The organism is Tunturiibacter gelidiferens (assembly GCF_014201335.1).
Taxonomy (GTDB): domain Bacteria; phylum Acidobacteriota; class Terriglobia; order Terriglobales; family Acidobacteriaceae; genus Edaphobacter; species Edaphobacter lichenicola_E.
Map to the genome: position 1 here is coordinate 130439 of NZ_JACHEB010000006.1, position 21995 is coordinate 152433.

Here is a 21995-nt window from a genome sequence, read left to right on the forward strand (position 1 = left end):
TCGCGGCATTCTATTTGTTCTCATCGGCTTGCAACTTGTACGCACAGCAACAGGATTCTTCGGCATCCATTTCCGGAACGGTTATTGACTCGAAGGGGGCGCTCGTCCGCGATGCGGTCGTCATCGTGAAAAATCAGACGACCGGCGCGGTTACCCAGGCAAATGCCGACAACGCCGGGCACTTTGCGATGATTGGCATTCCATCAGGGCGCTACACGCTCATCGTGAACGCAAAGGGGTTTGCCTCAACAACCCAAGAAGACGTGCAAGCCTCGGCGCACCCGGCCGAAATCTCTATAACTCTTGCCATCGGCAGCCTTGCGCAAAGTGTCGAAGTGCAGGCCAACAACTCCATTGCAAGCCAGCATGCACTCTCGCAGGGTTCGCTCGACGCGGAAACAGTCCAATCCAACATTAGCGCCGAGTTCATCAGAAACTTCACGCCGGCCACAACCGATTTTTCCGAACTTATCAACATCGCCCCGGGCACCATCAGCTACAACCCCAACGGTGTGGGACTCGGACAAGGAACCATGTATTTTCGCGGCTTCCTAGACGGCGATTACAACATCACCTGGGACGGCATTCCCTTCAACGACAGCAACAACCCCACCCATCACTCCTGGTCGTTCTTCCCCGGACCGTGGATCGGCGGCGTCAACTTCGACCGCAGCCCCGGTACGGCATCGACCATCGGGCAAGCGACCTTTGGCGGTTCCATCAATCTGCTCTCTCCGGAAGTATCGTCGGAGCAGTCCATCCAGTCCCAGGTTTCGTACGGATCATTTAACACCCTGCTGGTCGATGGGCAATACAGCACCGGCATGCTGGGCCCGCACAAGAACATCGGCTTCACGCTGGATGTGCACCACATAACCAGTGATGGCTTCCAGACCTTGAACTATCTGCAACGCAACGCCGGAGATATCAAGATCTTCTACAAGCTGTCGGATCGCACCACCATTACCGGATACAGCGGTGTCGTGCGCCTCTTCGGCAATGCGCCCAACGTCTCCGCCTACCGCGCCCAGATTAACGTGTACGGCTGGAACTACCTGATGCAGAACAACGACCCCACCAGCGCGTTTTACCAGGCGTACAACCGTAACACGGTCCCGACGGACTTCGAGTATGTCGGCATTCGCTCCTCGCTCAACCACGGCTGGCAGGTGGATGTGAAGCCCTACACCTACAGCTATAACAACGCGCAGTACTATGCCAACGACAACCCGAACGATACGACCGGCCTTGCTATCGGTCCCAACGGCACCAGCGGATGGATCACCGAGGCCAACTGCTCCATTGCCGTGAATGACGCGAACGGTACGAGGGCACCTTGCGCAATCGACAAACTCAACAGCTATCGCAAGTATGGCGAGACTTCGACAGTCAGCCAGAGTTCGAAGTATGGCGTCTTCCGCGCCGGTCTCTGGTATGAGTGGGCTACTAGCAATCGCTTTCAGATCCCTTCGGATCCTCTCACCCGCCAGGACCAGTCCGTGCCCAACTTCCACGAGAATTACTGGACTAACTCCTATAACCCGTACGCCGAGTTTCAATGGCATGCGACGCAGAAACTGACCGTCACCGTTGGTGATAAGTACGCCATCTACACCCTGGACTTCAAGCAGTTTGCCGACAACGGCAAGGTCGTGGGGAATCTCAATGGCGCGCCTTTCACCACGTCCTCCGGTAGTTCGGGGGTCAACTTGCCTTCAGCGTCAGCAAACTTCCGGCTGGCAAGTAACTGGTCAGTCTACGGCCAATATGGCAAGGGCGACGAAATTCCTCCGACCAGCGTCTTCGACGTCACAGGCGGCGGCAAGGAAGTCCCCAAAATCCCTACCCCGCAGCTGACGAGCACGTATCAGTTCGGCACGGTCGTAAAGCTGAACCGCGTGACCCTGGACGCGGATTACTTTCATGTGAAATTCCAGAACAACTACATACCATTCCAAGTGGCCAACCCCAACAATCCGGGGTTTGACCTCAACGAGTACTTTCTCGGCCCGGACTCCTTCACGCAAGGTTTCGAGGCGGAGGCCAATGCCTCGCTGGGCTATGGCTTCAACGTCTATGCCAATGGAACCGTAGGGAAGGCCAACTACACCGGAACCGGCGTTCCCTCCGGTCTCAATGTGGCTGACACGCCTGCTTACACCCAGGGCCTGGGCCTGACCTATCAGGCGCATGGAATGGATTTGGGCCTCATCGAGAAGCGCGTCGGCGGCTACTACAACGACAACGGCGCGTTTCACAATCAGGCCTATGTTGCACCTTACAACAACGTCAATCTCTTCCTGAACTACACCATCCGGAAGGAATCGTTCTTCGACGGGTCGAAGATCAGTTTCAGCATCAATAACCTCTTCAACAGCGAAAACATCACCGATATCTTTCCCTTCAACAGTCCAACGCCTGTGGGCACGTCGGCATACCTTGCGACCACTGCCGTCTCGCAGCTGGATGAGCTCAACCTGACCTCAGGACGCAGTTTTGTTGTCAGCTTCAAATTGGGGATGTTCCCAGGCCGCCACAACTAATCGCACCCAGTCAGGCCGTGCTGGTGCTTTCATCGACACGGCCTGGCTCCCAAATTGAGAGTTATCTGGAATGGGGGAAGCCAACACTTCGCACACCTGGACCCGAATGCGATCCAGGAAGAAAGTTTCTTCGGTTCATTTCATCCTCTCTACCCTTGGCAGGTTTCTGTTTTGCTAGTGATGAAGCAGCTTCTGTCCTCTGCGACCTGGATGTCTTTCGCATGGCCATCCACCATCATTTCGGCGTCATAAGTAGTCTTTCTGTTTTCTCGCTCCGTGACGAATCTTTTGATGACAGCTCCCTCGGATTGAGCTTGGGGTGTCTTCTCAGCGGCAGGCTGAAGCTCTGGGCGGCTCAATGTCGTTCCTTGCCCAAACCCGATCAGAGAGAGGTCGCAAGTCAAAAGCGCGAGAGCAAACAGTGACAAATCTCTTCTCATGTCGTTTTACCTCCTTTGGCCTTCTGAGACCACAAACAGGATAATGACGTGCAATTTTTAAATGCGCCTGAAGGTTGAAGCTTACGTTGCCGAATTGTTGGGCGGCTGCCAAATTTGTTGGGCAAGGGTTATTCGATCCGAATCTTAGTAAATTCGAGCCTCTTAATGTTCAGTTAAGTCTCTGAGTTCACAATAAAGTATGGATTTGCGAAGACTCCCATGGTGCAGTTTGGTGTTGTTTGCCACAATCGGCGTTGCCCAAAATGTTACCGTCCCTGCGGGTACACCCTTTCCAGTACAGATTGAAGATCATCTCCACATGCGGGTCGGCCAGTCGATCGACGCAGAGCTTATCTACCCAATTTATGTTGATAACGTGGAGGTGCTTCCAGCGAAAACACCAATTTCAGGGACCGTGGTAGGCTTGCATTCCAATAACTCGCGCTGCATCACTGCCCGACTCCGCGGAGACTTCACTCCCTTTAAGACTCCTGTCGTTCGCTTTACGAGCATCACTCTAGCGGACGGTTCGACGATTCCTCTTGTGACCGGCGTCGCTAGCGACGGAGCACCCATCTATCGTCTGGTTGCACCGCCGCCACGGAAAGGAGGATTCCTCAAGCAACAGTGAGATAACGGTATCCAGATTTTGAAGGATAAACTTGCTATTGTGACTGGTCCGGATAAGCGTGACCGCTTAACGCAGTTTCTCTATACGCAGCTTCCCTACCATCCTCAGCGGATCGAAAAGATGACGGCTTGGACCGTTGAGCCTTCAGAACCACTTCATCTTTCGCTACGAGCCACAGACATGGTTGCAAAAACAAAGCCAGCAACACTCGCTGTACTGTCTCCAGAAGTCGACAGCAAGACATGGATCATTCAGGCTTATCTTAGCGACGCCTTGAGCTCCGCCATGTCGAAGCCTGGTGAGACGATAAAAGCAACAGTGGCTGAACCTATCTATAATGCGGACCACACCATCGCCGTTCCTCAAGGCGCGACGATCGTGGGAGCGGTAACGAAGGCAAGGCCTGCCCGCAGCTTCGGTCGCGGAGGCACTCTGCACTTCGACTTTCGACAGCTGATTCTTCCCGGCGGCAACGCGCAGAACGTTCGGGCGTCGCTTATCGGCGCAGATTCGTCTGCTCCAGACAAGCTTGCGCTCGATTCAGAAGACCAGGTAAAACCAAAGCCGCAGGGCAAACTTCTGGTTCCCTTCACGCTGCTCATGCTCGCTGCGCGGCCACTGGACGTAGACAAAGGCGACGGAGCGGGCGGAGGATTCGGAAAAGATGCAGTTGCCTCCAATAGCCTGGGAGTTATCGGGTTTATCATCGGAACGGCTTTGCCACAGCGAAATGTCGCTGCGGGAATCGGTTACTACGGAGCAGCGGTTTCTATCTACGAACGGTGGATCAAGCGTGGGCGAGACGTCACTTTTGCTCGCGACACTCGCCTGGTGCTTCAAACAACTCCACGCAACTCCGCAGTATTTCCGGCTCCGGAGCCTTAAACTTCTCGAAAGAGAATGACTAAGACTACGACGGTGTCCAGAATTCAGTATTTTGGCATTCATTATGCCACTAAAGGCTCAAAATGCTTTGAACTCTAGGCAGCTTAAGCTTGGCTTAAGCTTTCTGTGTTGAGATCTACTTATGCGTGTCTTACTTGTTGAAGACGAGATTCGCCTGGCTGAAAACGTTGCGCAGGCGCTACGCGATGGACCCGGCTTCGCAGTGGATCATGCCGAGGATGGGCAAGCGGGATTGAGTCTGGCTGAGAATCTCTGCTACGACCTGATAATTCTTGATCTAATGCTGCCGAACCTGGATGGTCAGACGGTTCTTCGCAGACTTCGCGAGCGAGGAGATGGTACGGCGGTCCTGATCCTGACGGCTCGAAGCGAACGATCTTCCATCATTCAACTCCTGAACTACGGCGCTGATGATTACGTTAGCAAGCCTTTCGATCTAGGAGAACTGATTGCCAGGGCGAAGGCGCTGATACGTCGTGGCAAGGGTACGGCAAGTCCAGCACTTCGCTTAGGCGATCTGGAACTCCACACCGGAGACCACAGCGTTTTCCGCGCAGGTACGCCGATTTTGCTTTCTCCCATGGAGTACAGAATTCTTGAGTACATGATGCACCGCCCACGCGCTGTCATCTCGAAGCGAGAGTTATTGGAGCATATGTACGATTTTAACTGGGCGCATCACTCTAATGTGATCGAAGCGCATGTTTCGAATCTACGACGGAAGCTCGGAGAAGGGACGAATCCGCCAACAATCGAAAATCTGCGTAATCGAGGTTACAGACTCGTTTTGGAGTCCACCACTTCCAGGGAAGTCGGGAACGAACCAGCATGAAGACTTACTCACTGACCCGTCGCCTGATAATAGCTATGCTTCTGGTGGAACTCTGCTCTCTCATGGCCTTGATAGGGATCGCCAGTGTCTATGAGGGGGTTTCACACTTTAGAGCCTTGGATGTAGCGCTGCGTGGTCGAGCGGATTCCTTACTTGGTGCAGTCCAAGACTCGGAAGACCCCGAAGATAATGTAATGCTATCTGGAGTAGAAGGGCTTGCTCCAAGACGAGACATTTATATCGTGCGTGACGATCGTGGCCGTGTGATCGGGGCGCAAGGATGGCCAAATGGCGAACATGAGCTGATCAGCGGTGACACGAGAGAGTTTCGTAATCTCACCGTAGGAGGAATTCGGTATCGAGTGATTCGCAGGCTCGGTTTGCGAATCGTCGATCCGGGGGATGCCAAGGGCGGCGTTGCTCGACATGTCATTATTCTCTACGGTTCTCGCACTCACCCGGTCTGGGAACGCGTCAGGAACGCAATGGCTTTCTATGCGCTCTCGGGCCTTCTCCTCCTTGTAGTAACGGGCTTCGTCCTCCTTCACCTACTGCGTCGTGGGCTTCAACCTCTATATGAACTAGCCGAGCAGGCTGGAGAGATCTCGATTAACTCTTGGAACCTTGGCCCCTCGAGTCAGGCCCGCTATGTACGGGAGCTCGAACCGCTGGTCTCGGCGATTGAGTCAGCGCTTCTCAGACTTGAGCAGTCCTTCGCTCAACAACGACAATTTGTCGGTGATGCGGCACACGAACTGAAAACCTCCGTGGCGGTTATGAAGTCGTCTTTACAGCTTCTAACGATGCGGACGAGGTCTGCAAAGGAGTACGAAGAGGGGCTCGAGCGAGTTAGAGTTGACTCCGAACGCATGGAGGAGCTTGTCGCAAAGATGCTGACCTTGGCGCGGCTTGAAGACGACTCCGAACAGCTCGAGTCCAATCGGATCGTAGAACTTGGCGATGTCCTCCGTGACGTAGCTGAGCACTTTCAAACAATGGCCAACTTCCGCCGCATCAGTCTGGTAGTCAAAGCGGATAATCCGGCCCTTGTTCTGTGTGATCCCGACCAACTTCGGCTGCTTTTCTCCAACTTAATAGACAATGCGATTCAGCATAGCGGTGTAGGCAAATCTGTCCGCGTAACCATCAGCAAACGGGGAGAGATGGCTGAACTGATCGTAGAAGACGAAGGTGAAGGAATTCCAGAAGATGTGCTTCCGTACGTCTTCGATCGATTCTATCGAGGAGATCCTTCCCGCAGCCGGCGGACGGGTGGCACGGGCCTGGGATTGGCGATCTCAAAGGCGATTGTTCTGCGATACCACGGAGCTATTCGGCTAGAAAGTCGCCTAGGGCGAGGCACGAAAGCCATCGTGGCTCTGCCATTGATTGAGAGCAGAACAGAAAGACTAGAGCATTGGAGCGCGATAACCCCCGAAAAAAGATAGCGCCGTCTTAATCTTGGCTTAAGCCAGCTCTGCGATATTTGTAACAACAGATTTCTTCTGTTCTGGAGCGTTCTTGACATGCAGAATACATGCAGACGAGTAGCCTTTTCTTTCACCTTCGCGGCGTCGACGCTAGTTCCCTTTTATTCGGCAACGTCTGCTACAGCCGAAAAGCCATTTGAGATCGAACAGAAATGGGCCGTCGGAGGCACGGCAGGATGGGACTACCTGACGGCCGACCCGATGACACACCGTCTTTACATCGCCCACATGACGCGGGTTGACGTCGTCGATACCACCAACGGAAAGGTCATCGGAGCCATTGAAGGATTGACTCGCTGCCACGGCATCATCATCTCTCCGGATGGCAAGACAGGTTTTGTTTCCGATGGCGGAGCAAACGATGTAGTGGTATTCGATACCTCCAATTTTGCGACACTAACAAAGATTCCAGCCGGAACGAATCCAGACGGCATGGCCTACGAGGTTTCCACCAATACGGTCTGGGCGTTCAATGGAGCGAGCAAGAACGTCACAGTGATTAATGCAGCGAATCGCAAGGTGGTCGGCACCGTCGCATTGCCGGGCAAACCGGAGTTTCCCCAAAGCGATGATCAGGGAACCGTCTTCGTAAATATCGAAGACAAAAATAGCATCGTCCGTCTCGACGCGAAGACGGAAAAGATTACAGCCACGTGGCCTTTGGCCGGATGTGAGTCGCCCTCGGGACTGGCCCTCGATAACGAGGGAGGCCGCCTATTTTCGGTCTGCGACGGCAAGAAGATGGTAGTCACCGACTCGCACACGGGCAAGTCACTGGCGACGCCGACGATTGGTGATGGACCTGATGCCGCTGGATATGATGCAGGTAAGAAGCTGGCTTTCTCTTCGAATGGGGATGGAACATTGAGCGTAGTTGATGCAAGCAAGACAACGTATCCAGTAGTGCAGACGCTTCCGACGATGAAAGGCGCGAGAACGATGGCCCTGGACGCGTCTTCCGGAAAGATCTACACGGTATCGGCCAAGTTCGGAGCCACCCCTACTGCAACCGCCGCGACTCCTCACCCGCGACCCGCTGCCTTGCCCGATACCTTTATCGTTCTAGTGATCAACCAAAAATAGAGCGGATATATCTCTCGCAAGGGGCGTCTGTGAAGTAGACCATGAAGCGAAGCTTTCAAATCAATACGATCTTCGCGTTTAGCTGGATGATGGCTTTCGTCATCGCGCCATCAACAGCTGAAGCGTGGCAGGCAACCACTTCCGGGATAGCTGCCTCGGACCTTTCAGGGTCCGCGCAGAACGCTGCCTCTCCGACCGGTGCCGCAGCCGCACAGGTGAACGGTGGGGCTCCGGCGCGGGTTGGCGTACAAAATGCGAGTCAAGCCGCGCCAGTGATTACGCTTGATCAAGCGCTCTCGATGGCAAAAGAGAATGAACCCGCATTTGCCGCTGCGGTGGCAGCGAGCAAGACCGCGCAGCTTGACCGCTCGATCGCCCGGGCAGCTTTGCTCCCTTCCGTCGTGTACCACAATCAGTATCTCTATACTCAGCCGAACGGCGGGTTAAATCAGGCCGGTTCCACCGGAACGCAAGCTGCCCCCAGGTTCATCGCCAACAACACGGTGCACGAGTACATCAGCCAAGGGGTCGTTACGGAAACGATTGGGCTTGCGCAGTACAGCGCACTGGCTCGTGCTGGCGCGGCGGCTGCAATCGCCAGTGCGGAGATGGAGATCAGCCGAAGGGGATTGACGTCGACCGTCATTGGGCTTTTTTATAACTCAACCGCTGCACAGGAACGGATTGTCATTCAAGAACAAGCCACGAACGAGGCTGCTGACTTTGTGAAACAGACTGAGCAACGCGAAGTAGCAAGAGAAGTGGCACACGCGGATGTCATCAAAGCACAACTGACACTGCAACAACGGCAGCGAGATCTTGGGGACGCTCAACTGCAGTCTCAGAGGGCTCGCCTTGATCTCGGTGTGCTGCTATTTCCCGATCCGCGCTCGCCGTACAGCGTGACGCTTCCTGCGGCAACTCCGCTTCCTGAACGAGGCGTGGTAGAGACGCAGGCGGCCGCGAATAATCCTGAGTTGAAGAGCGCCGTGGCAACGCTGCGATCGAAGGATCTCGACATCACGACAGCACGCGCTGCCTATCTACCTGACCTGGTGCTCAACTACTCGTATGGTATAGATGCCCCGCAATTTGCAGTGAATGGACCTGATAGCGTTCGTAACCTTGGCTACTCGGCTTCGGCGACACTCGACATTCCTGTGTGGGACTGGCTTGCGACGCAACACAAAATTAAGCAGGCCCACATTCTTCGTGATGCTGCGAAGGTATCGCTTACCTTCGCGCAGCGCACACTGATCGCTCAGCTCGAAGAGTTCTATGGAGAGGCTTCTCTCGCTCATGATCAGCTTGCTTCACTTGAGTTGAGCGTGCAGACGGCTCGGGAGAGCCTACGCCTGACCCGGATGCGTTACTCCGCCGGCGAGGCAACAGTCCTCGAGGTCGTCGACGCGCAGAACTCATTCACCACTGCAGAGCTCGCTCATCAGGACGGCACCATTCGCTATCAGCTTGCGCTGGCAAATCTTCAACTACTTACGGGGACGATTTAACCGTGGCCAACAAAATGCCAACTACGGCGACGCGACGCGCTGGGACACCGGCATTGGCCGCATCTTTGATGTTCCTGTCCGCTTCCCTACTGCTTCAGAACGGCTGCAAGAAGGCCGACGATACGGTCGATAAGCCCGTGGTCACAGTTCAAGCCGTCCATCCCCGAAGCGGCCCGATCACCGACGAGATTGAGACAGATGCCACTCTCTACCCTGTTGCGCAAGCCGCGATCTTACCTAAGGTGACTGCACCTGTACGTAAATTTTATGTTCAACGGGGAGACCATGTGAAGGCCGGCCAGCTAGTTGCAACACTTGAAAACGAAGATCTGGCCGCAGCCGCAATGGATAACAAAGGCGCCTTCGACGCGGCGCAAGGGACCTATGCAGCGGCAGCGCAGTCTGCGGTCCCTGAAGAGCAAACCCGATCTCGGCTTGATCTGGAACAAGCCAAAGCTACCCTCGACCTCGACAACAGCATTGTCGAAGCCCGCAAGCAGTTGTTGTCGCAGGGAGCGATACCGGGCCGCGACTACGATACTGCGCGAACAACTGCACTTCAGGCACAGGCAGCTTACGATATTGCGAAACAAAAGTACGAAGCTCTTGGCAAAATTGGAACCAGCGCTTCGCTGGAGTCGGCGAGGGGTCAGCTCGCCTCCGCGAAGGGGAAGTACCTGGGTGCGGCGGCACAACTTAGCTATACCAACATTAAAACGCCGATCTCTGGCGTCGTGACGGATCGCCCACTCTTTGCGGGCGAGACAGCTGCCGCAGGGGCTGCGGTTGTAACGGTGATGGATACCTCTTTCATGATCGCGAAGCTGCATATCGCTCAGATCCAGACGCAGCAGCTGAGCCTCGGTTCTCCGGCCACGATCACGGTACCGGGAATCGAGGGACTCATAGATGCCAAGGTTTCGCTGATCAGTCCGGCTCTCGATCCTGGCAGCACGACGGTTGAGGTATGGCTTCGAGTACCCAACCCCAACGGCCACCTCAAAGCCGGGACTTCGGTTCACGCCACTCTCAAGGGAAAGACCGTTGAGAACGCGCTGCTGATCCCGACAGAAGCACTTCAGCGCTCGCCAGAGGGCGCGGGCAAGATCGTTATGGTGGTCGGCGCGGATGGTGCGGCTGCAAAACGAGCTGTCACTGTCGGCATACAAACTGACGAGTCGACACAAATACTCACCGGTCTCAAGCCGAGCGATAGGGTGATTACGACTGGTGGCTATGGGCTGGACGAAGGCACGAAGGTGAAAGTGGGATCAGCTGAGGAAAAAGGTTCGGCAGGCAAGAGCGACGACAACACGGAAGGCAAAGAGTGAGCCTTTCGAATCCACCTGCTGTCGACGAAAAAAACTTCTGGCTGACGCGCACCGCCAAGCCGATCTTCTTCTTTCTTATCGTGCTCACGATTGCTGGCACATACGCGGCCTTCCGAGTGCCAATCTCTGTCTTTCCTGATACTAACTTTCCGCGTGTGGTTATCGGTGTCGATAACGGTGTAATGCCGGTTGAGCAGATGCAGGTCACGATCACGAAGCCGATTGAAGACGCCGTTAACTTTGTCCCCGGGCTCGTGACGGTTCGCAGCACGACCAGTCGTGGATCCGCCGAGGTGAGTCTATTTTTTGACTGGAACGTTGACATGTTCCGCACACTGCAGCTCACTGACGCCGCATTGGCAAAGATGCAATCGAGTCTCCCCAGCACCGCGAAGATCACGACGAACCGGTTGACCTTCGCGACTTTTCCTATTGTGGGGTATGCGCTGACAGCAGATGACCGCGGCCCGAATAGCGTGTCGCCCACAGCTCTATGGCAGATCGCAACCTACGATCTCAAACCTCCTTTGGATCGCGTCACCGGTGTGAGCACGGTTGTTGTTCAGGGTGGCAAGGTTCCCGAGTTTCACATCGTGCCGGACCCTGCGCGCTTGCAGAGCGCGGGTATTACCATTCTCGATCTGGTGAACGCGGTGCAGACGTCAAATATCATCGACTCTCCCGGACTCTACGAGGCCGATCACCAGTTAATTCTCGGGCTAGTGGGTGCACAGGCGCACGATGTCGAATCGCTTGGACGACTCGTGGTTAAGACGACGACCGCCGGCGTTCCGATTCGCATCTCGGATGTGGCAACCCTAGGGCCGGCGACTCTTCCCGTGTATACCTCGGTAGACGCCAACGGGATACCGTCTGTGTTGCTCAACGTAACGAGGCAACCTACGAGCAACACGGTTGCCGTGGCCGCCGCGGTAGCCGCGGAGATCGCTCAGCTCAGCAGGACACTACCTCCGGGGGTCCGTCTCACACCATTCTACGATCAATCAGAGCTTGTTCGCGAAAGCATTGCCAGCGTTCGCGACGCCATTCTGATTGGCCTATTGCTAGCGTGCGTGATTCTATTTTTATTTTTGCACGACTGGACCTCGTCACTCATCGCTGGCATGGTGATACCTGTCACCGTCGCAGTTACAATTCTTTTTCTCTGGGTCATCGGACAGAGTTTTAATCTGATGACGCTTGGCGGCCTCGCCGCCGCTATTGGCCTTGTTATCGACGATGCCATCGTAGTCGTGGAAAATATCGTCGTGCACCGGGATCGCGGGCAGTCTCGCATCGATGCGGTACGTACCTCGCTGCACGAGATCACGATGCCCCTCATAGGGTCTACCGTCACACCTGTAGTCGTCTTTCTTCCTCTGATCGCGGTTACCGGAGTGACAGGCAGCTTCTTCCGGGCATTAGCTGTAACTATGACTGCGGCGCTTCTCACGTCACTCCTGTTGGCTCTGACCTTCACTCCTGCACTCTCTCTGTCGCTTTTGCGACAAGGGCCCGAAAGTTCACACTTGAAGCCGTCCGTAGAGAGCGCAGACGGAGATAATGATGAGAACGGCCCCTTCATGCGGCGTGTTCTAAGCTTGCACAACCGCGTGCTGAGCTGGACAATTCGTCGAAGTTGGGCATTGGCAGCCATCGCTGCCGTTCTGATCGCAGTGGGGTACTTTGCATACAACGCACTTGGATCAAACCTGCTTCCAGAGATGGATGAAGGGAGCTTCATCCTTGACTACATCATGCCTGCGGGCAGTTCTCTTGCAACGACGAACAAAGCGCTCGATCGAGTGGAAAAGATTCTCCGCGACACGCCAGAAGTTTCGATCACAACACGACGCACTGGTCTGCAGCTTGGACTCGCGGCCGTCACAGAGGCAAACACCGGGGATATATCGGTACGCCTGAAGGCGAAGCGATCACGCGCGATTGATGAGATTATCTCTGATGTAAGGGAAAAGATTAAGGAACAGGAGCCTGAACTTGACGTCGAGTTTGTACAGGTTCTTGAGGATATGATCAACGATCTTTCGAACTCTCCCGAACCGATTCAGATTAAACTCTTCTCGAACGACACCATACTTCTGCACGATCTTGGACCGAAGGTGCAGGCGGCCATTTCAGCAATTCCGGGAGTCGTCGATACCCAAAACGGCGTCGACAACACACTGAGCGGCCCAGCGACCACGTTTCAGGTTGACCCAGCTCTGGCTAGCCGATTGGGCTTCACGGTTCAGGAGGTGGCTGAAGATGTGACCTCGCTGCTGGATGGCCTGCCTTCGACCGATCCGGTGATTGTGGCTGGCCGGCCTTACACCGTCCGCGTGCGCATGTCAGACGAACATCGCGTCTCGTTGAGCACGATCGAGAACACAGTCTTCAACTCTGCGACGGGACGCACTGCGACGTTGGGTGCACTCGCTGAGATCAAAGAGCTGCCTCCGCAGAATGAGATCCGTCGCGAAAATCTTGAGCAGGTTGTACTAGTAAGCGGTCGGTTGGAGGGTTCTAATCTGGGCGGTGCCATGGTCAAGGTGAAAGACGCGATGGCTAAGCTGAATCTTCCGGCGAGTGTTCGGGTAGAGTACGGCGGCACGTATGAGGAGCAGCAGAAGTCTTTTCGCGAGCTCGTCCAGGTTCTCATTCTTGCGCTTGCACTGGTCTTTGGTGTTCTGCTTGCTGAATTTAGAAACTTCTCCGCGCCGATTGCAATCCTTACGAGCTCCGTTCTTTCCATGGCGGGAGTCGTTCTGGCGCTGCTGATTACACGAACCGACTTCAATGTCGCAAGCTTTATGGGCTTGATTATGGTGATCGGGATTGTAGCCAAAAATGGCATCCTGCTGCTGGATGCGGATGAACGTGCGCGGGCTGAGGGCGCAGAGGCGCTCGATGCGATGATGCATGCGGCTCAGAGACGGTTGCGGCCAATCTTAATGACTGCAACGGCGGCGATGTGTGGGATGCTGCCGCTGGCTTTTGCTCTGGGTGCCGGATCGCAGATGCTGCAGCCACTGGCGATTGCCGTGATTGGCGGTCTTTTGATCTCGGTGGTACTGAGCCTGATCGTTACGCCTGCGATGTATTACCATTTGACTTCCAAAGGCGAGCGGGGAGGGGTGGAAGAGCCACAGGCGATTGTATGAGCCTCAGTGTCTGAGCCTCATAGAACCGAAAGTCCGCCATACCCCCGCATATTATTCTCCACCCTGTTTCTATTCGCACTTTAGTGACACGCTCGTGGCTCTGTATCGGTTGGGGGTAGAAGGAGAAATCGATTCTGCCAATTCTGGGACGGCCTCGGTCAGGCCCAACCCGACACGCAGTCATGGGGATAGTCGCAACAATTCAACATGATCTCCTTCATCAGGCTGCTACTCCGTAGAATGGGAGGTATGGCTCCTGGGTGTTCAAGATGCGATGAAGCAGTACTGCCAATTTGCGAGCGACGGCGACGATGGCCCGATTGCGGGACCGCTTGCCTCCGCGCGATGCCAGGTGCAGACCCACTGTCGTAAGGTCGGATCTCTCCCATGCGGACCGAGCACTTCCTCAATCTATGAAGACCACATCATTAGGTTTGACTTATGACCGGACATCCCGACCGACAAAATCCAGCACTTCGAGTTTCACGTTGCCGTCTACTGCGATTGTCTTATGCGGCGAGATCTGGGTATAGGACTCTGAGCGGCGTAACCTGCTCCCACAATGGTCTTCCATGGCTTCGCACCCTCGATTCGCGAGTGTTGCGTGCTAGCGAAAAATTGACGCAACAAAAACAGCCATTTCGATTAAGCGACAGAGTTGTTGTCAGATTGCGAATTAACATCTTATTTATCAGCTATTTAACTACGCAACGCTCTTCCGAAACTACCTAGAATAGGTCACGAAGGTAGTTTGAGTCCTGTTGCTTTTCAAGTGCTTCAAGTACCTTTAACCCGGCAACACGCCAAGTGGGAATCCCGCGTTCTCAGCGGGATTCCCAAGTTTGGTGGGAAAGTCCGTCTTTGCACTTTGGACTTTTCCGCCACACTTCTTTTCCATAGCCCGTTTTTCCCGGTTTCGATATCTAGGGGAGGGTGATGCTTGCCAAGGTCCGCAGCTCCATTTTTCCGCCGATCAGTGGCCTTGTCCTTCTGGATGGCATGGGAGTTCCGAGGTACTGGAGTGACCTCGCGCCGTCAACGCTCGGCAAGAAACTAATCCAGCGTGAGTCCTTCTACCCTCGCGCGGATGAAGTTCTGGGTGTCGGGAAGCTGGACGACGCGCTCGCTGAACTTGACGTCGAAGTTATCTGTCGCGCCCTCGAAGCGTACTTTCTGACGCTTAGAAGCCGGCCTGTCACGCCCGCCACAGAGGAACGGTCCAAATCACCAGTCGCCCAGGCTCTTTCCGACCTTCCCGCTCTTTGAATCGCATCAGTCGGCCACCTCTTGCGGCAGCAGTCATCCAGGCGTTGATTCCCTGCTTGACCCAGACCGGGATTCTGCGCTGCGTTAGCGGGTAATGCGCCAGAGTTCATCAAACGTCAGAATCGCTTTGGCAGATGAGCTGGCCGCTCGTGGCAAGGCAATGCCCGGTGGAAGGTTTGCTCTGAACTGAGTCAATGAATTTATTCAAGCGCACAGGAAGCGCAGCACGTTTCTCAAGAAGACACCACCGTCAGCTTTCATCGATCTGAATAAGAAAAAACAAATTCACAACAAACATGTGAACCACAGTCGGCAGGACGACGAGCAAGATTTTGATCTTTGACTGCTACAACCGGCGCAGTCGAACGAGATTGAGTGATGGCAGGTTGAGCGCACGACGCTCCATCTGTTCCACGCCAACACGCCTTTGCGTAGAAATGCTGGTTCTTGCAGGCGGGACACAGGGATGCCGCCATCGATTCGCGTGGTTGTTGCGTGCCAGTGAAAAATTGATGCAACAAAAACGGCCATTTCGATCAAACAACAGGTTTTCTGAAGAACGAACTTCGCGAAACGGCGTTATCAGCAACTTCGGAATGCCGAGACACGGATGGAGTTTAATCTCCCCGTTTTCCGAGAACCGTGTCGACATTGTGGATCAAATCACGGGAGCCGCTCAAGGACTAAAGCAGTGCTGTCATAATCGCCCTCGAGCTTCAGGTTCACACCGGCGTCCATCAGCACGGAGCCCGATACGACCTCCTCCCCCGTGTACTTCTCCGGGTCCAACGGACGAAGGCGGTACATCGCGTCGGGGTCAATCCCACGCAGGCGAACGGTGGGGTAGGGCAGCCGCAATCGCTGGCTATGCTGAAGTGCCAGCAGCACGGCCTGCGAGCCATCCTCTGCAACATATTCCATCTGCGATGGATCGCCTGTCAGCGGCGATGCAAGCCGATACAGCCTGCCTTGTTGCACCGTAGTACGAACGGTCTTGTAAAACTCTGTGAGCTTCGCCGAGAGCGCCAGGTCGGCATCGGAAAACTTCGTCAGGTTTGCGCCAATGCCGAGCGCGCCCTGCATGGCCACAACAAAACGATACTGCAGCGGAACCATGCGGTGATCCATGCTTGGCACGTCCGTCACCCACGCCACCATGGTCTGTGACGTGTACGCCTGCGTGTAGCCAAACTGAATGTCCTGCCGGTCGAGCGCGTCCGTATTATCACTCGGCCAAACCTCATCCGTGCGCTCAAGAATGCCGAGGTCCACGCGTCCGCCGCCGCTTGAGCAGGACTCGATCTCGAGCTTCGGATGCTTCGCGCGAAGTTGGTCGATCACGTCATACAGATTACGCACAGCTTCGAGATAAATTGCCTTTTCCGCATCCGGATTGGGGTGTGTCGGCGAGGAACCCGGCGCCATGTTCCAGCCCGGTTCCGACCAGATGCGGTTATAGTCCCACTTCAGAAAAGCAATATCGTTCTCGCTCACCAGCTTGTCGAGCCAGTTGAACATCCACTCCTTCACATCGGGCCGCGCCAGGTTCAACATCAGTTGGTGGCGCTCTTCTGAGTGTTCGCGATTGGGGAACTGCATCGCCCACTCCGGATGCTGACGATACAGATCGCTGTCTGGATTTACCATCTCCGGTTCTACCCAGATGCCGAAATCCATGCCGAGCGCATGCACGCGATCGATGACCGGCTTCAACCCCTGCGGAAACTTCTTCGGCGTGATTGTCCAGTCGCCAAGTCCGGCATGGTCGTCATCACGCTTGCCGAACCAGCCATCATCGATCACGAACCTCTCCACACCTACCTTCGCGGCGCGTTCGGCGAGCGCGATCTGCGTTTCGCCCGTGAAGTTCATCTCCGTCGCCTCCCAGGAGTTGTAGATGATTGGACGCGGCTTGGGTTCACGCGCTTCACCGCGTTTGGGCAGAATCTCCCGCAACTGAAGTTGGCTCAGGATGCGCGACGCCTCGCCATCGCCGCCATCCGTATAGCCCGCGTAGAACTTAGGGGTCTCAAGTGATGCGCCGCCTGCAAGCGTCCAATGAAAGTCGAACGGGTTGTATCCGCCGGTCACACGCGGTTGGCGCAGCGAAGTATATTCGGTGACGATCTGCCAGTTGCCGCTCCAGCCAAGCTCGCCAAACCAAACCGGACCTGCCTCTTCGGTTGTCTGCTCCTCCTTGCCGATCGAAAACCACGGGTTCGCCTCGTGCGATGTGTGTCCAGTACGGCTCTCCTGCACGCTCTTTCCAGTCTTCAGCGGCTCCTCGTTCAACTGGAATTCACCGCCCCACATTCCCGTCAGCCAGCGGTGCGTATAACCCGTGCCGGCAGGCAGATTCCATGTAGCCGACGCGGCATTCTCAATGCCGAAGCTGCCTTTGCCTGTGTTTTCGATGCGTGACCAGCGCGCCAGGACGCCCTCGGGAAAGGTCTGGTAGTACAGGTGTACGCGCAGAGGCTCCTGCGTATCCTTCAGGACGATCTCGAGTTGCGAGCCAGTTACCTTTGCCGACTCGTATTTGAGGATCAGCGTCCGATCCCCGTTCGGCGAGTTGACCTTAAGCGCTGTCTCCGGGAATATCCCGGCCCCGAATGCCGGATACTCCTGTGGCGTTGTGGCTGCCGGAGCATACTGGGAAGCGCGTTCAGGCAGGCTCTTCGCCACCGGTACGAGACCGCGGTCGCTCAGCTTCGGTCCCCAGTAAAGCGATTGCAGGATGCCCTGTTCATTGACGCCGACCACGTAGGTCATCTTGCCGGCATTGAGATACCACTGCTGACGGTCCGGTTGGGGCCGCACCGCCGTCTGAGCCGAGACAGGGCTGGGCACAAACAGACCCAACGACACGAAACTACAGCAAGCAACAGCAGCAAGCGCTTTCAGCACAAAGTTCCTCCAGTCATGGAATCGTACGAGCAATCTACGACTAGAAACAACAACAATTAACTTACCTGCCTGAACCAGGAAGGGACAGGTAGCAATCGCTCCCCGTGAAGTCGGATTTCCGGAAGCTTTAACGGGAAGAGAAGCGCGTAAGTATCTCTGCTCTCGACTGAAGTACCCAAGTAACAATCTTTTGCATGATCACCCTGTCTGTCCTCTACCCCAAGAGCGCGTCCTCTCACTTCGACCCGTTTGTTTGATCGTTGAGGAGTAGCTTGGGCCTTGAGCGGATCGAGCTTCTGCGTGGCATGGCCACTTTGCACGGCTCCCCCCGCATACGAACTAATGGAGCAATCAACTAGGCAGAGATTTGCAGCGCGATCTCATCGCTGAGAGACTTGCTCGGAGTACCCGCGATTTCGATATCTTGCACGGAACCGCTTCGGGCGACAGTACTTCGCTATCAGTGCCGTTGAAAGCTGTGACGTTGTAAGGGCGAAAAGGAAGAGCTATGCTCCTCCACTTACCTGTGTTGGGGACCGCTCTGGAAGCTCCAAATGAGGGCTTGGTAACGGCCGTTAGCAACAAACTAAGGAGGGCTACGGTGTGTTGCGAACCTGTCATTTCTATCTCTCGCTGAGCCGAAAGTCTAACATTGCCGCCATCTCCGACCCGCCGGGTCTCGGAAACGTGGTCTTGGGAAACGTCCGGTCGAAGTTGCCGAAAGTGTGACTTTGCGGGAGTCAGAGCCGTGGAGACGCTTGCAAAAGTCGTGCGTGTACTTCTAACTTCGTCTGGCGACAAGCAGGAACAAAGACCATATCGCTCGCAATAGAAAGAAGCATACGAAGGTTAATAGCATGGTCCACTTTCGATTAGAGAAGAACCAGCACAGACAAAAGATCGCTAAACAAATGAAGAATCGGTGTCGGTAGGGCAATCCGAAAGTTGAAGGTTGGTTGACGACAACAGTCAGTATGGAGTGACCGGCGCCGATGCGCTGACCGTGGCTTAGGCTCTGCTCACACTGGCGTTCAACACCGCCATCGCAAATCCGCTTTCCGTCTTGACCAACGAAAAGGCGCGGAAACTGGCAATCAGGATTGTTGGGCCCACTCTGCCTTCCAATTCCGATACAGGCTCCGCGTGAATGGGAATAAGCCTGTTCTCCCTTCATGGTTTCGCTGGCAAAAGGCACACTTGTCATCCGATGAATGAGCGCTCTGAAAACGCCAGCGAAGCAGGTCTTCCGTCATGTACGTATCCAGCGGGACCGGCTTAGCTGATGCCTCCGTTTTACAGTAGCCCGCCACCTGGTGCCAAATGGACCGGGGCACATTGAGCTCAAGGTTGTCGAAATCTGCATTCTGCCGGCCAAGCGCCAGTAGTTCGCTCACGCGAATTCTGGAGGCAACAGATGCTGATGGTTAAGGATAATCTGTGCGCTTTGATCGAAGCCTGACGCCGCTAGGCACTTGATTGGGAACCTGGCTTGTGGTCGATATTGTCCGGTTATCCGGTAGCCAATGAAAGCAACTGTCCAAGATCGAGGGTTGAGTTTGACTCTGTGCCTCGAGGCAAGGACGGAGAGACTACGAGGGCTTGATTATGGCCTTCAAACCACACCAGAAATGAAGACTGTTCGGATTGCGGGAGTCGCTGCTGGTTGATCCACTGATAGTAGGCGGCCATGTTCGCATCAATCAGGGAGCCAACAGGATCGAATTCAAGGTTGCTCCCGGTTCCGGACAACAGCTCGTTCATCGGTCGCTGTCGTTGACGGGGAGCAAAGCGCACGAACAAGGTAACCGCCTGCGCCCGTCGTAAGACTTCCCGCGTGGCCCATTGGACGAAGGTAGTGCTGAATATCTGGGTCCCGGAGCCCTCTGTGAGCAACTTGACCTGGAAACGTTCCAGCACTTCGTCACCTGTTTTATCGATTCCAAGGTCTGCGGGGGAGAGACGCGCCATATGCGTGTGCAGTTCCTCAGGGCCCATCCCCGGCTTTGCAGTTTCAGTCTGAATGTCTCTCAGCAATGCGGCGCGTACGGGTTCCATCTGCTGAAAGGAGAGGCAGCTGAGCAACGAACTGTGACCTGCCGCGTGGCCTCCATCGACGTACCAATGTCCATATGGAACGGGATGCGCCTTTGCCCTGGCTTCGACTGCGGCCAGCAGGAGTTCCACTCCGTTTTCCGGCTTGATTTGCCTGAAGTAGGTGCCGTGCTTCCGAAGATTGAGAAAGAGTGGCTCATCATACGAGACAACACCCTGTCCGATGATCGCAATACCCAACCTGTGTACGGCTATCTGTTCGGGCTCGCCCTTTTGAAGGCGATTCCCGTAGGTTACTGCTGCCTCGCGGAACGCATCCAGTTGGTGAGTTGTCCACAGGTACGCCGACAGCTGTTCGACAAACTGGGCCGGTTGATTGATCCAATCAAGTTTTTCAAATTTCGACGACAGTGACAGTTGCGAGAACCCTTGAAACCAATTTTTGAGCTGTGCGTGTGTCAGAGAGCTGAGCGTGAGAAGCTCCTGATCGATTGCGGTGCGCTCTGCGGGAAATTTGAAGTCATAGTCGATGATCTCCCGCAGAAAACTCGGCAAAAAGCTGAGCGGCAACTGTTGCAGCGTGCCCAAGTGAGCTACGGCGAGCTTCCGTGCCTTGGGCGGATACCCGGCGAACTGTTCGGCTTTGAGATCGGTTGGCAACATAACTACAACAACTCGTGGATCGGGGCGCCTTGTGACAGCTTCGGCGAGAAGCCCATCAGAGCGCCGAGAGTCGGTACGAGATCAATGGATTGCAGTGGGCGATCATACACCATCCCCGGTCGAACACCTGCGCCCAGGGCCATCATCCAAGTTGTGCGCGAGGCTGGATCGCCCGTGCGATGATGCTGAAATCCGTTGCCGCCGGCGTCCTCGTCAGCGTCTCGTCCAAAATCCGGGAGGATGAACATCGTCGTATTACCGGCATATTCAGGTTCGGCCTGGACCACCTTCCAGAGCTCCGCACAGAGACGGTCCGTGCGTCGAATCGCATCCACGTAAAGGGAGTATGCGCCCGAGTGAGCGATATCGATATCGTGCATCGTGATCCACAGCAGATTGGGCGACTCCTGCTGCATCAGTCGCTTCGCAACGTAAATAGAAAGCTCGTCCGGGCTCGAGACGGTTCGTGCATGCGCCATGAAATCGTCGACCGAAAGCTTCAGTATATTTTCCATCTGCTGGAGTTCGACTTCGCCCCCTCCAATTTGCGGCGCGTAGAGCGGGGTCTCATAGTTGTCGTGCAGCAAATGGTTATAGTCGGCTGCCGCTCCGGCTGTTGCTGCACTGAGTAGATGCTTTGGCAAAATAACTTTGGCCCCAAGGCCCGGCCCATAGGATCGATAGTCGCTTTCGCCGATTCGGTTAAATCCGTTGCTGGGGGCAACCACCCACGTGCTTGACGGCGGACGATCCAGGTCCTTGCGAAAATACTCGAACACGGTTGGATGTTCGGGTGGAACTGCAGAAAAGTTATTGAGTGTTTCGTAGACACCGGTCGCCAGACTCGCGGTCGCCACGTAGTGGCCCAGTATTCCCTGGTTCATTACTTGCGTGAAGAAACTGGACTGCGGGGCCAGTTCCTGGAGCATGTGTGGAATGTTCTGCTGTCCATCGGGTGCGAACGTTTCCTGATCGCGAGCGCCTCCTCCAAATGTGATGACTATAATTTTTCGTTTTTTTGCCGCTGCCTCTCCATAGACAAATGGGCTGGCGCTTGTAAGGGTGCTTCCAAGTGCAAGCCCGGCCGTAGTACGCAGAAATTCGCGCCTGGTGAGACCCAGATGCCGGGCCATTTCGTGTCGTGCTGGAACCGCCTTACTGAGTGATGAAGCCTTCAAC

Annotated in this window: 13 protein-coding genes; 10 read left to right on the forward strand and 3 right to left on the reverse strand. The window is 55.2% G+C overall.

The features are described from left to right. The first annotated feature begins 35 nt into the window (after window positions 1–35). The 10 genes from HDF14_RS13905 (at window position 36) to HDF14_RS13950 (ending at window position 15194) form a co-directional block, all read left to right on the forward strand. Entirely contained in the window at window positions 36–2543 is a 2508-nt protein-coding gene (locus tag HDF14_RS13905) for a TonB-dependent receptor (protein ID WP_183977698.1), read from the forward strand. A 639-nt stretch (window positions 2544–3182) separates the two neighbouring features. Further along, window positions 3183–3614 (forward strand): hypothetical protein, encoded by a 432-nt coding sequence (locus tag HDF14_RS13910; RefSeq protein WP_183977700.1) that lies wholly within the window; start codon window positions 3183–3185, stop codon window positions 3612–3614. A gap of 18 nt (window positions 3615–3632) precedes the next feature. Further along, window positions 3633–4499 carry a hypothetical protein gene (locus HDF14_RS13915; protein ID WP_183977702.1) on the forward strand — a complete coding sequence of 289 codons (867 nt, stop codon included), beginning with the start codon at window positions 3633–3635 and terminating at the stop codon, window positions 4497–4499. A gap of 142 nt (window positions 4500–4641) precedes the next feature. Then, window positions 4642–5352, forward strand: coding sequence for a response regulator transcription factor (locus tag HDF14_RS13920; protein ID WP_183977704.1), 711 nt, complete (start codon window positions 4642–4644; stop codon window positions 5350–5352). Between the two features lie 242 nt (window positions 5353–5594). Then, on the forward strand, window positions 5595–6800 hold the full coding sequence (locus HDF14_RS13925; RefSeq protein ID WP_313899574.1) for a sensor histidine kinase: 1206 nt from the start codon (window positions 5595–5597) through the stop codon (window positions 6798–6800). 78 nt (window positions 6801–6878) lie between these two features. Next, window positions 6879–7925 (forward strand): YncE family protein, encoded by a 1047-nt coding sequence (locus tag HDF14_RS13930; RefSeq protein WP_183977708.1) that lies wholly within the window; start codon window positions 6879–6881, stop codon window positions 7923–7925. A gap of 41 nt (window positions 7926–7966) precedes the next feature. Beyond that, window positions 7967–9436 (forward strand): TolC family protein, encoded by a 1470-nt coding sequence (locus HDF14_RS13935; RefSeq protein WP_260698272.1) that lies wholly within the window; start codon window positions 7967–7969, stop codon window positions 9434–9436. 2 nt (window positions 9437–9438) lie between these two features. Beyond that, a complete protein-coding gene (locus HDF14_RS13940; protein WP_313899575.1) occupies window positions 9439–10767 on the forward strand; it encodes an efflux RND transporter periplasmic adaptor subunit in 1329 nt (442 codons plus the stop codon). Continuing rightward, entirely contained in the window at window positions 10764–13928 is a 3165-nt protein-coding gene (locus tag HDF14_RS13945) for an efflux RND transporter permease subunit (RefSeq protein ID WP_313899576.1), read from the forward strand. The genes HDF14_RS13940 and HDF14_RS13945 overlap by 4 nt, the downstream gene beginning before the upstream one ends. A 936-nt stretch (window positions 13929–14864) precedes the next feature. Continuing rightward, window positions 14865–15194, forward strand: coding sequence for a hypothetical protein (locus tag HDF14_RS13950; protein ID WP_183977710.1), 330 nt, complete (start codon window positions 14865–14867; stop codon window positions 15192–15194). Window positions 15195–15857: 663 nt separating this feature from the next. Here HDF14_RS13950 and HDF14_RS13955 read toward each other — a convergent pair. From HDF14_RS13955 to HDF14_RS13965, 3 genes are all read right to left on the reverse strand, one after another. Continuing rightward, a complete protein-coding gene (locus tag HDF14_RS13955) occupies window positions 15858–18101 on the reverse strand; it encodes an alpha-galactosidase (protein ID WP_313899577.1) in 2244 nt (747 codons plus the stop codon). A 1509-nt stretch (window positions 18102–19610) separates the two neighbouring features. After that, complete coding sequence (locus HDF14_RS13960; RefSeq protein WP_183977712.1) at window positions 19611–20816, reverse strand: hypothetical protein; 1206 nt, start codon at window positions 20814–20816, stop codon at window positions 19611–19613. A gap of 2 nt (window positions 20817–20818) precedes the next feature. Further along, window positions 20819–21745, reverse strand: a complete 927-nt coding sequence (locus HDF14_RS13965; protein WP_260698273.1) for a hypothetical protein — start codon at window positions 21743–21745, stop codon at window positions 20819–20821. Between the last annotated feature and the right edge of the window lie 250 nt (window positions 21746–21995).

Coding starts and splice junctions, on each gene's coding strand:
- HDF14_RS13910 (WP_183977700.1), top strand. CDS start 3,183: ATGGATTTGCGAAGACTCCCATGGTGCAGTTTGGTGTTGTTTGCCACA.
- HDF14_RS13920 (WP_183977704.1), top strand. CDS start 4,642: ATGCGTGTCTTACTTGTTGAAGACGAGATTCGCCTGGCTGAAAACGTT.
- HDF14_RS13930 (WP_183977708.1), top strand. CDS start 6,879: ATGCAGAATACATGCAGACGAGTAGCCTTTTCTTTCACCTTCGCGGCG.
- HDF14_RS13935 (WP_260698272.1), top strand. CDS start 7,967: ATGAAGCGAAGCTTTCAAATCAATACGATCTTCGCGTTTAGCTGGATG.
- HDF14_RS13950 (WP_183977710.1), top strand. CDS start 14,865: ATGCTTGCCAAGGTCCGCAGCTCCATTTTTCCGCCGATCAGTGGCCTT.
- HDF14_RS13960 (WP_183977712.1), bottom strand. CDS start 20,816: ATGTTGCCAACCGATCTCAAAGCCGAACAGTTCGCCGGGTATCCGCCC.
- HDF14_RS13965 (WP_260698273.1), bottom strand. CDS start 21,745: ATGCTCCAGGAACTGGCCCCGCAGTCCAGTTTCTTCACGCAAGTAATG.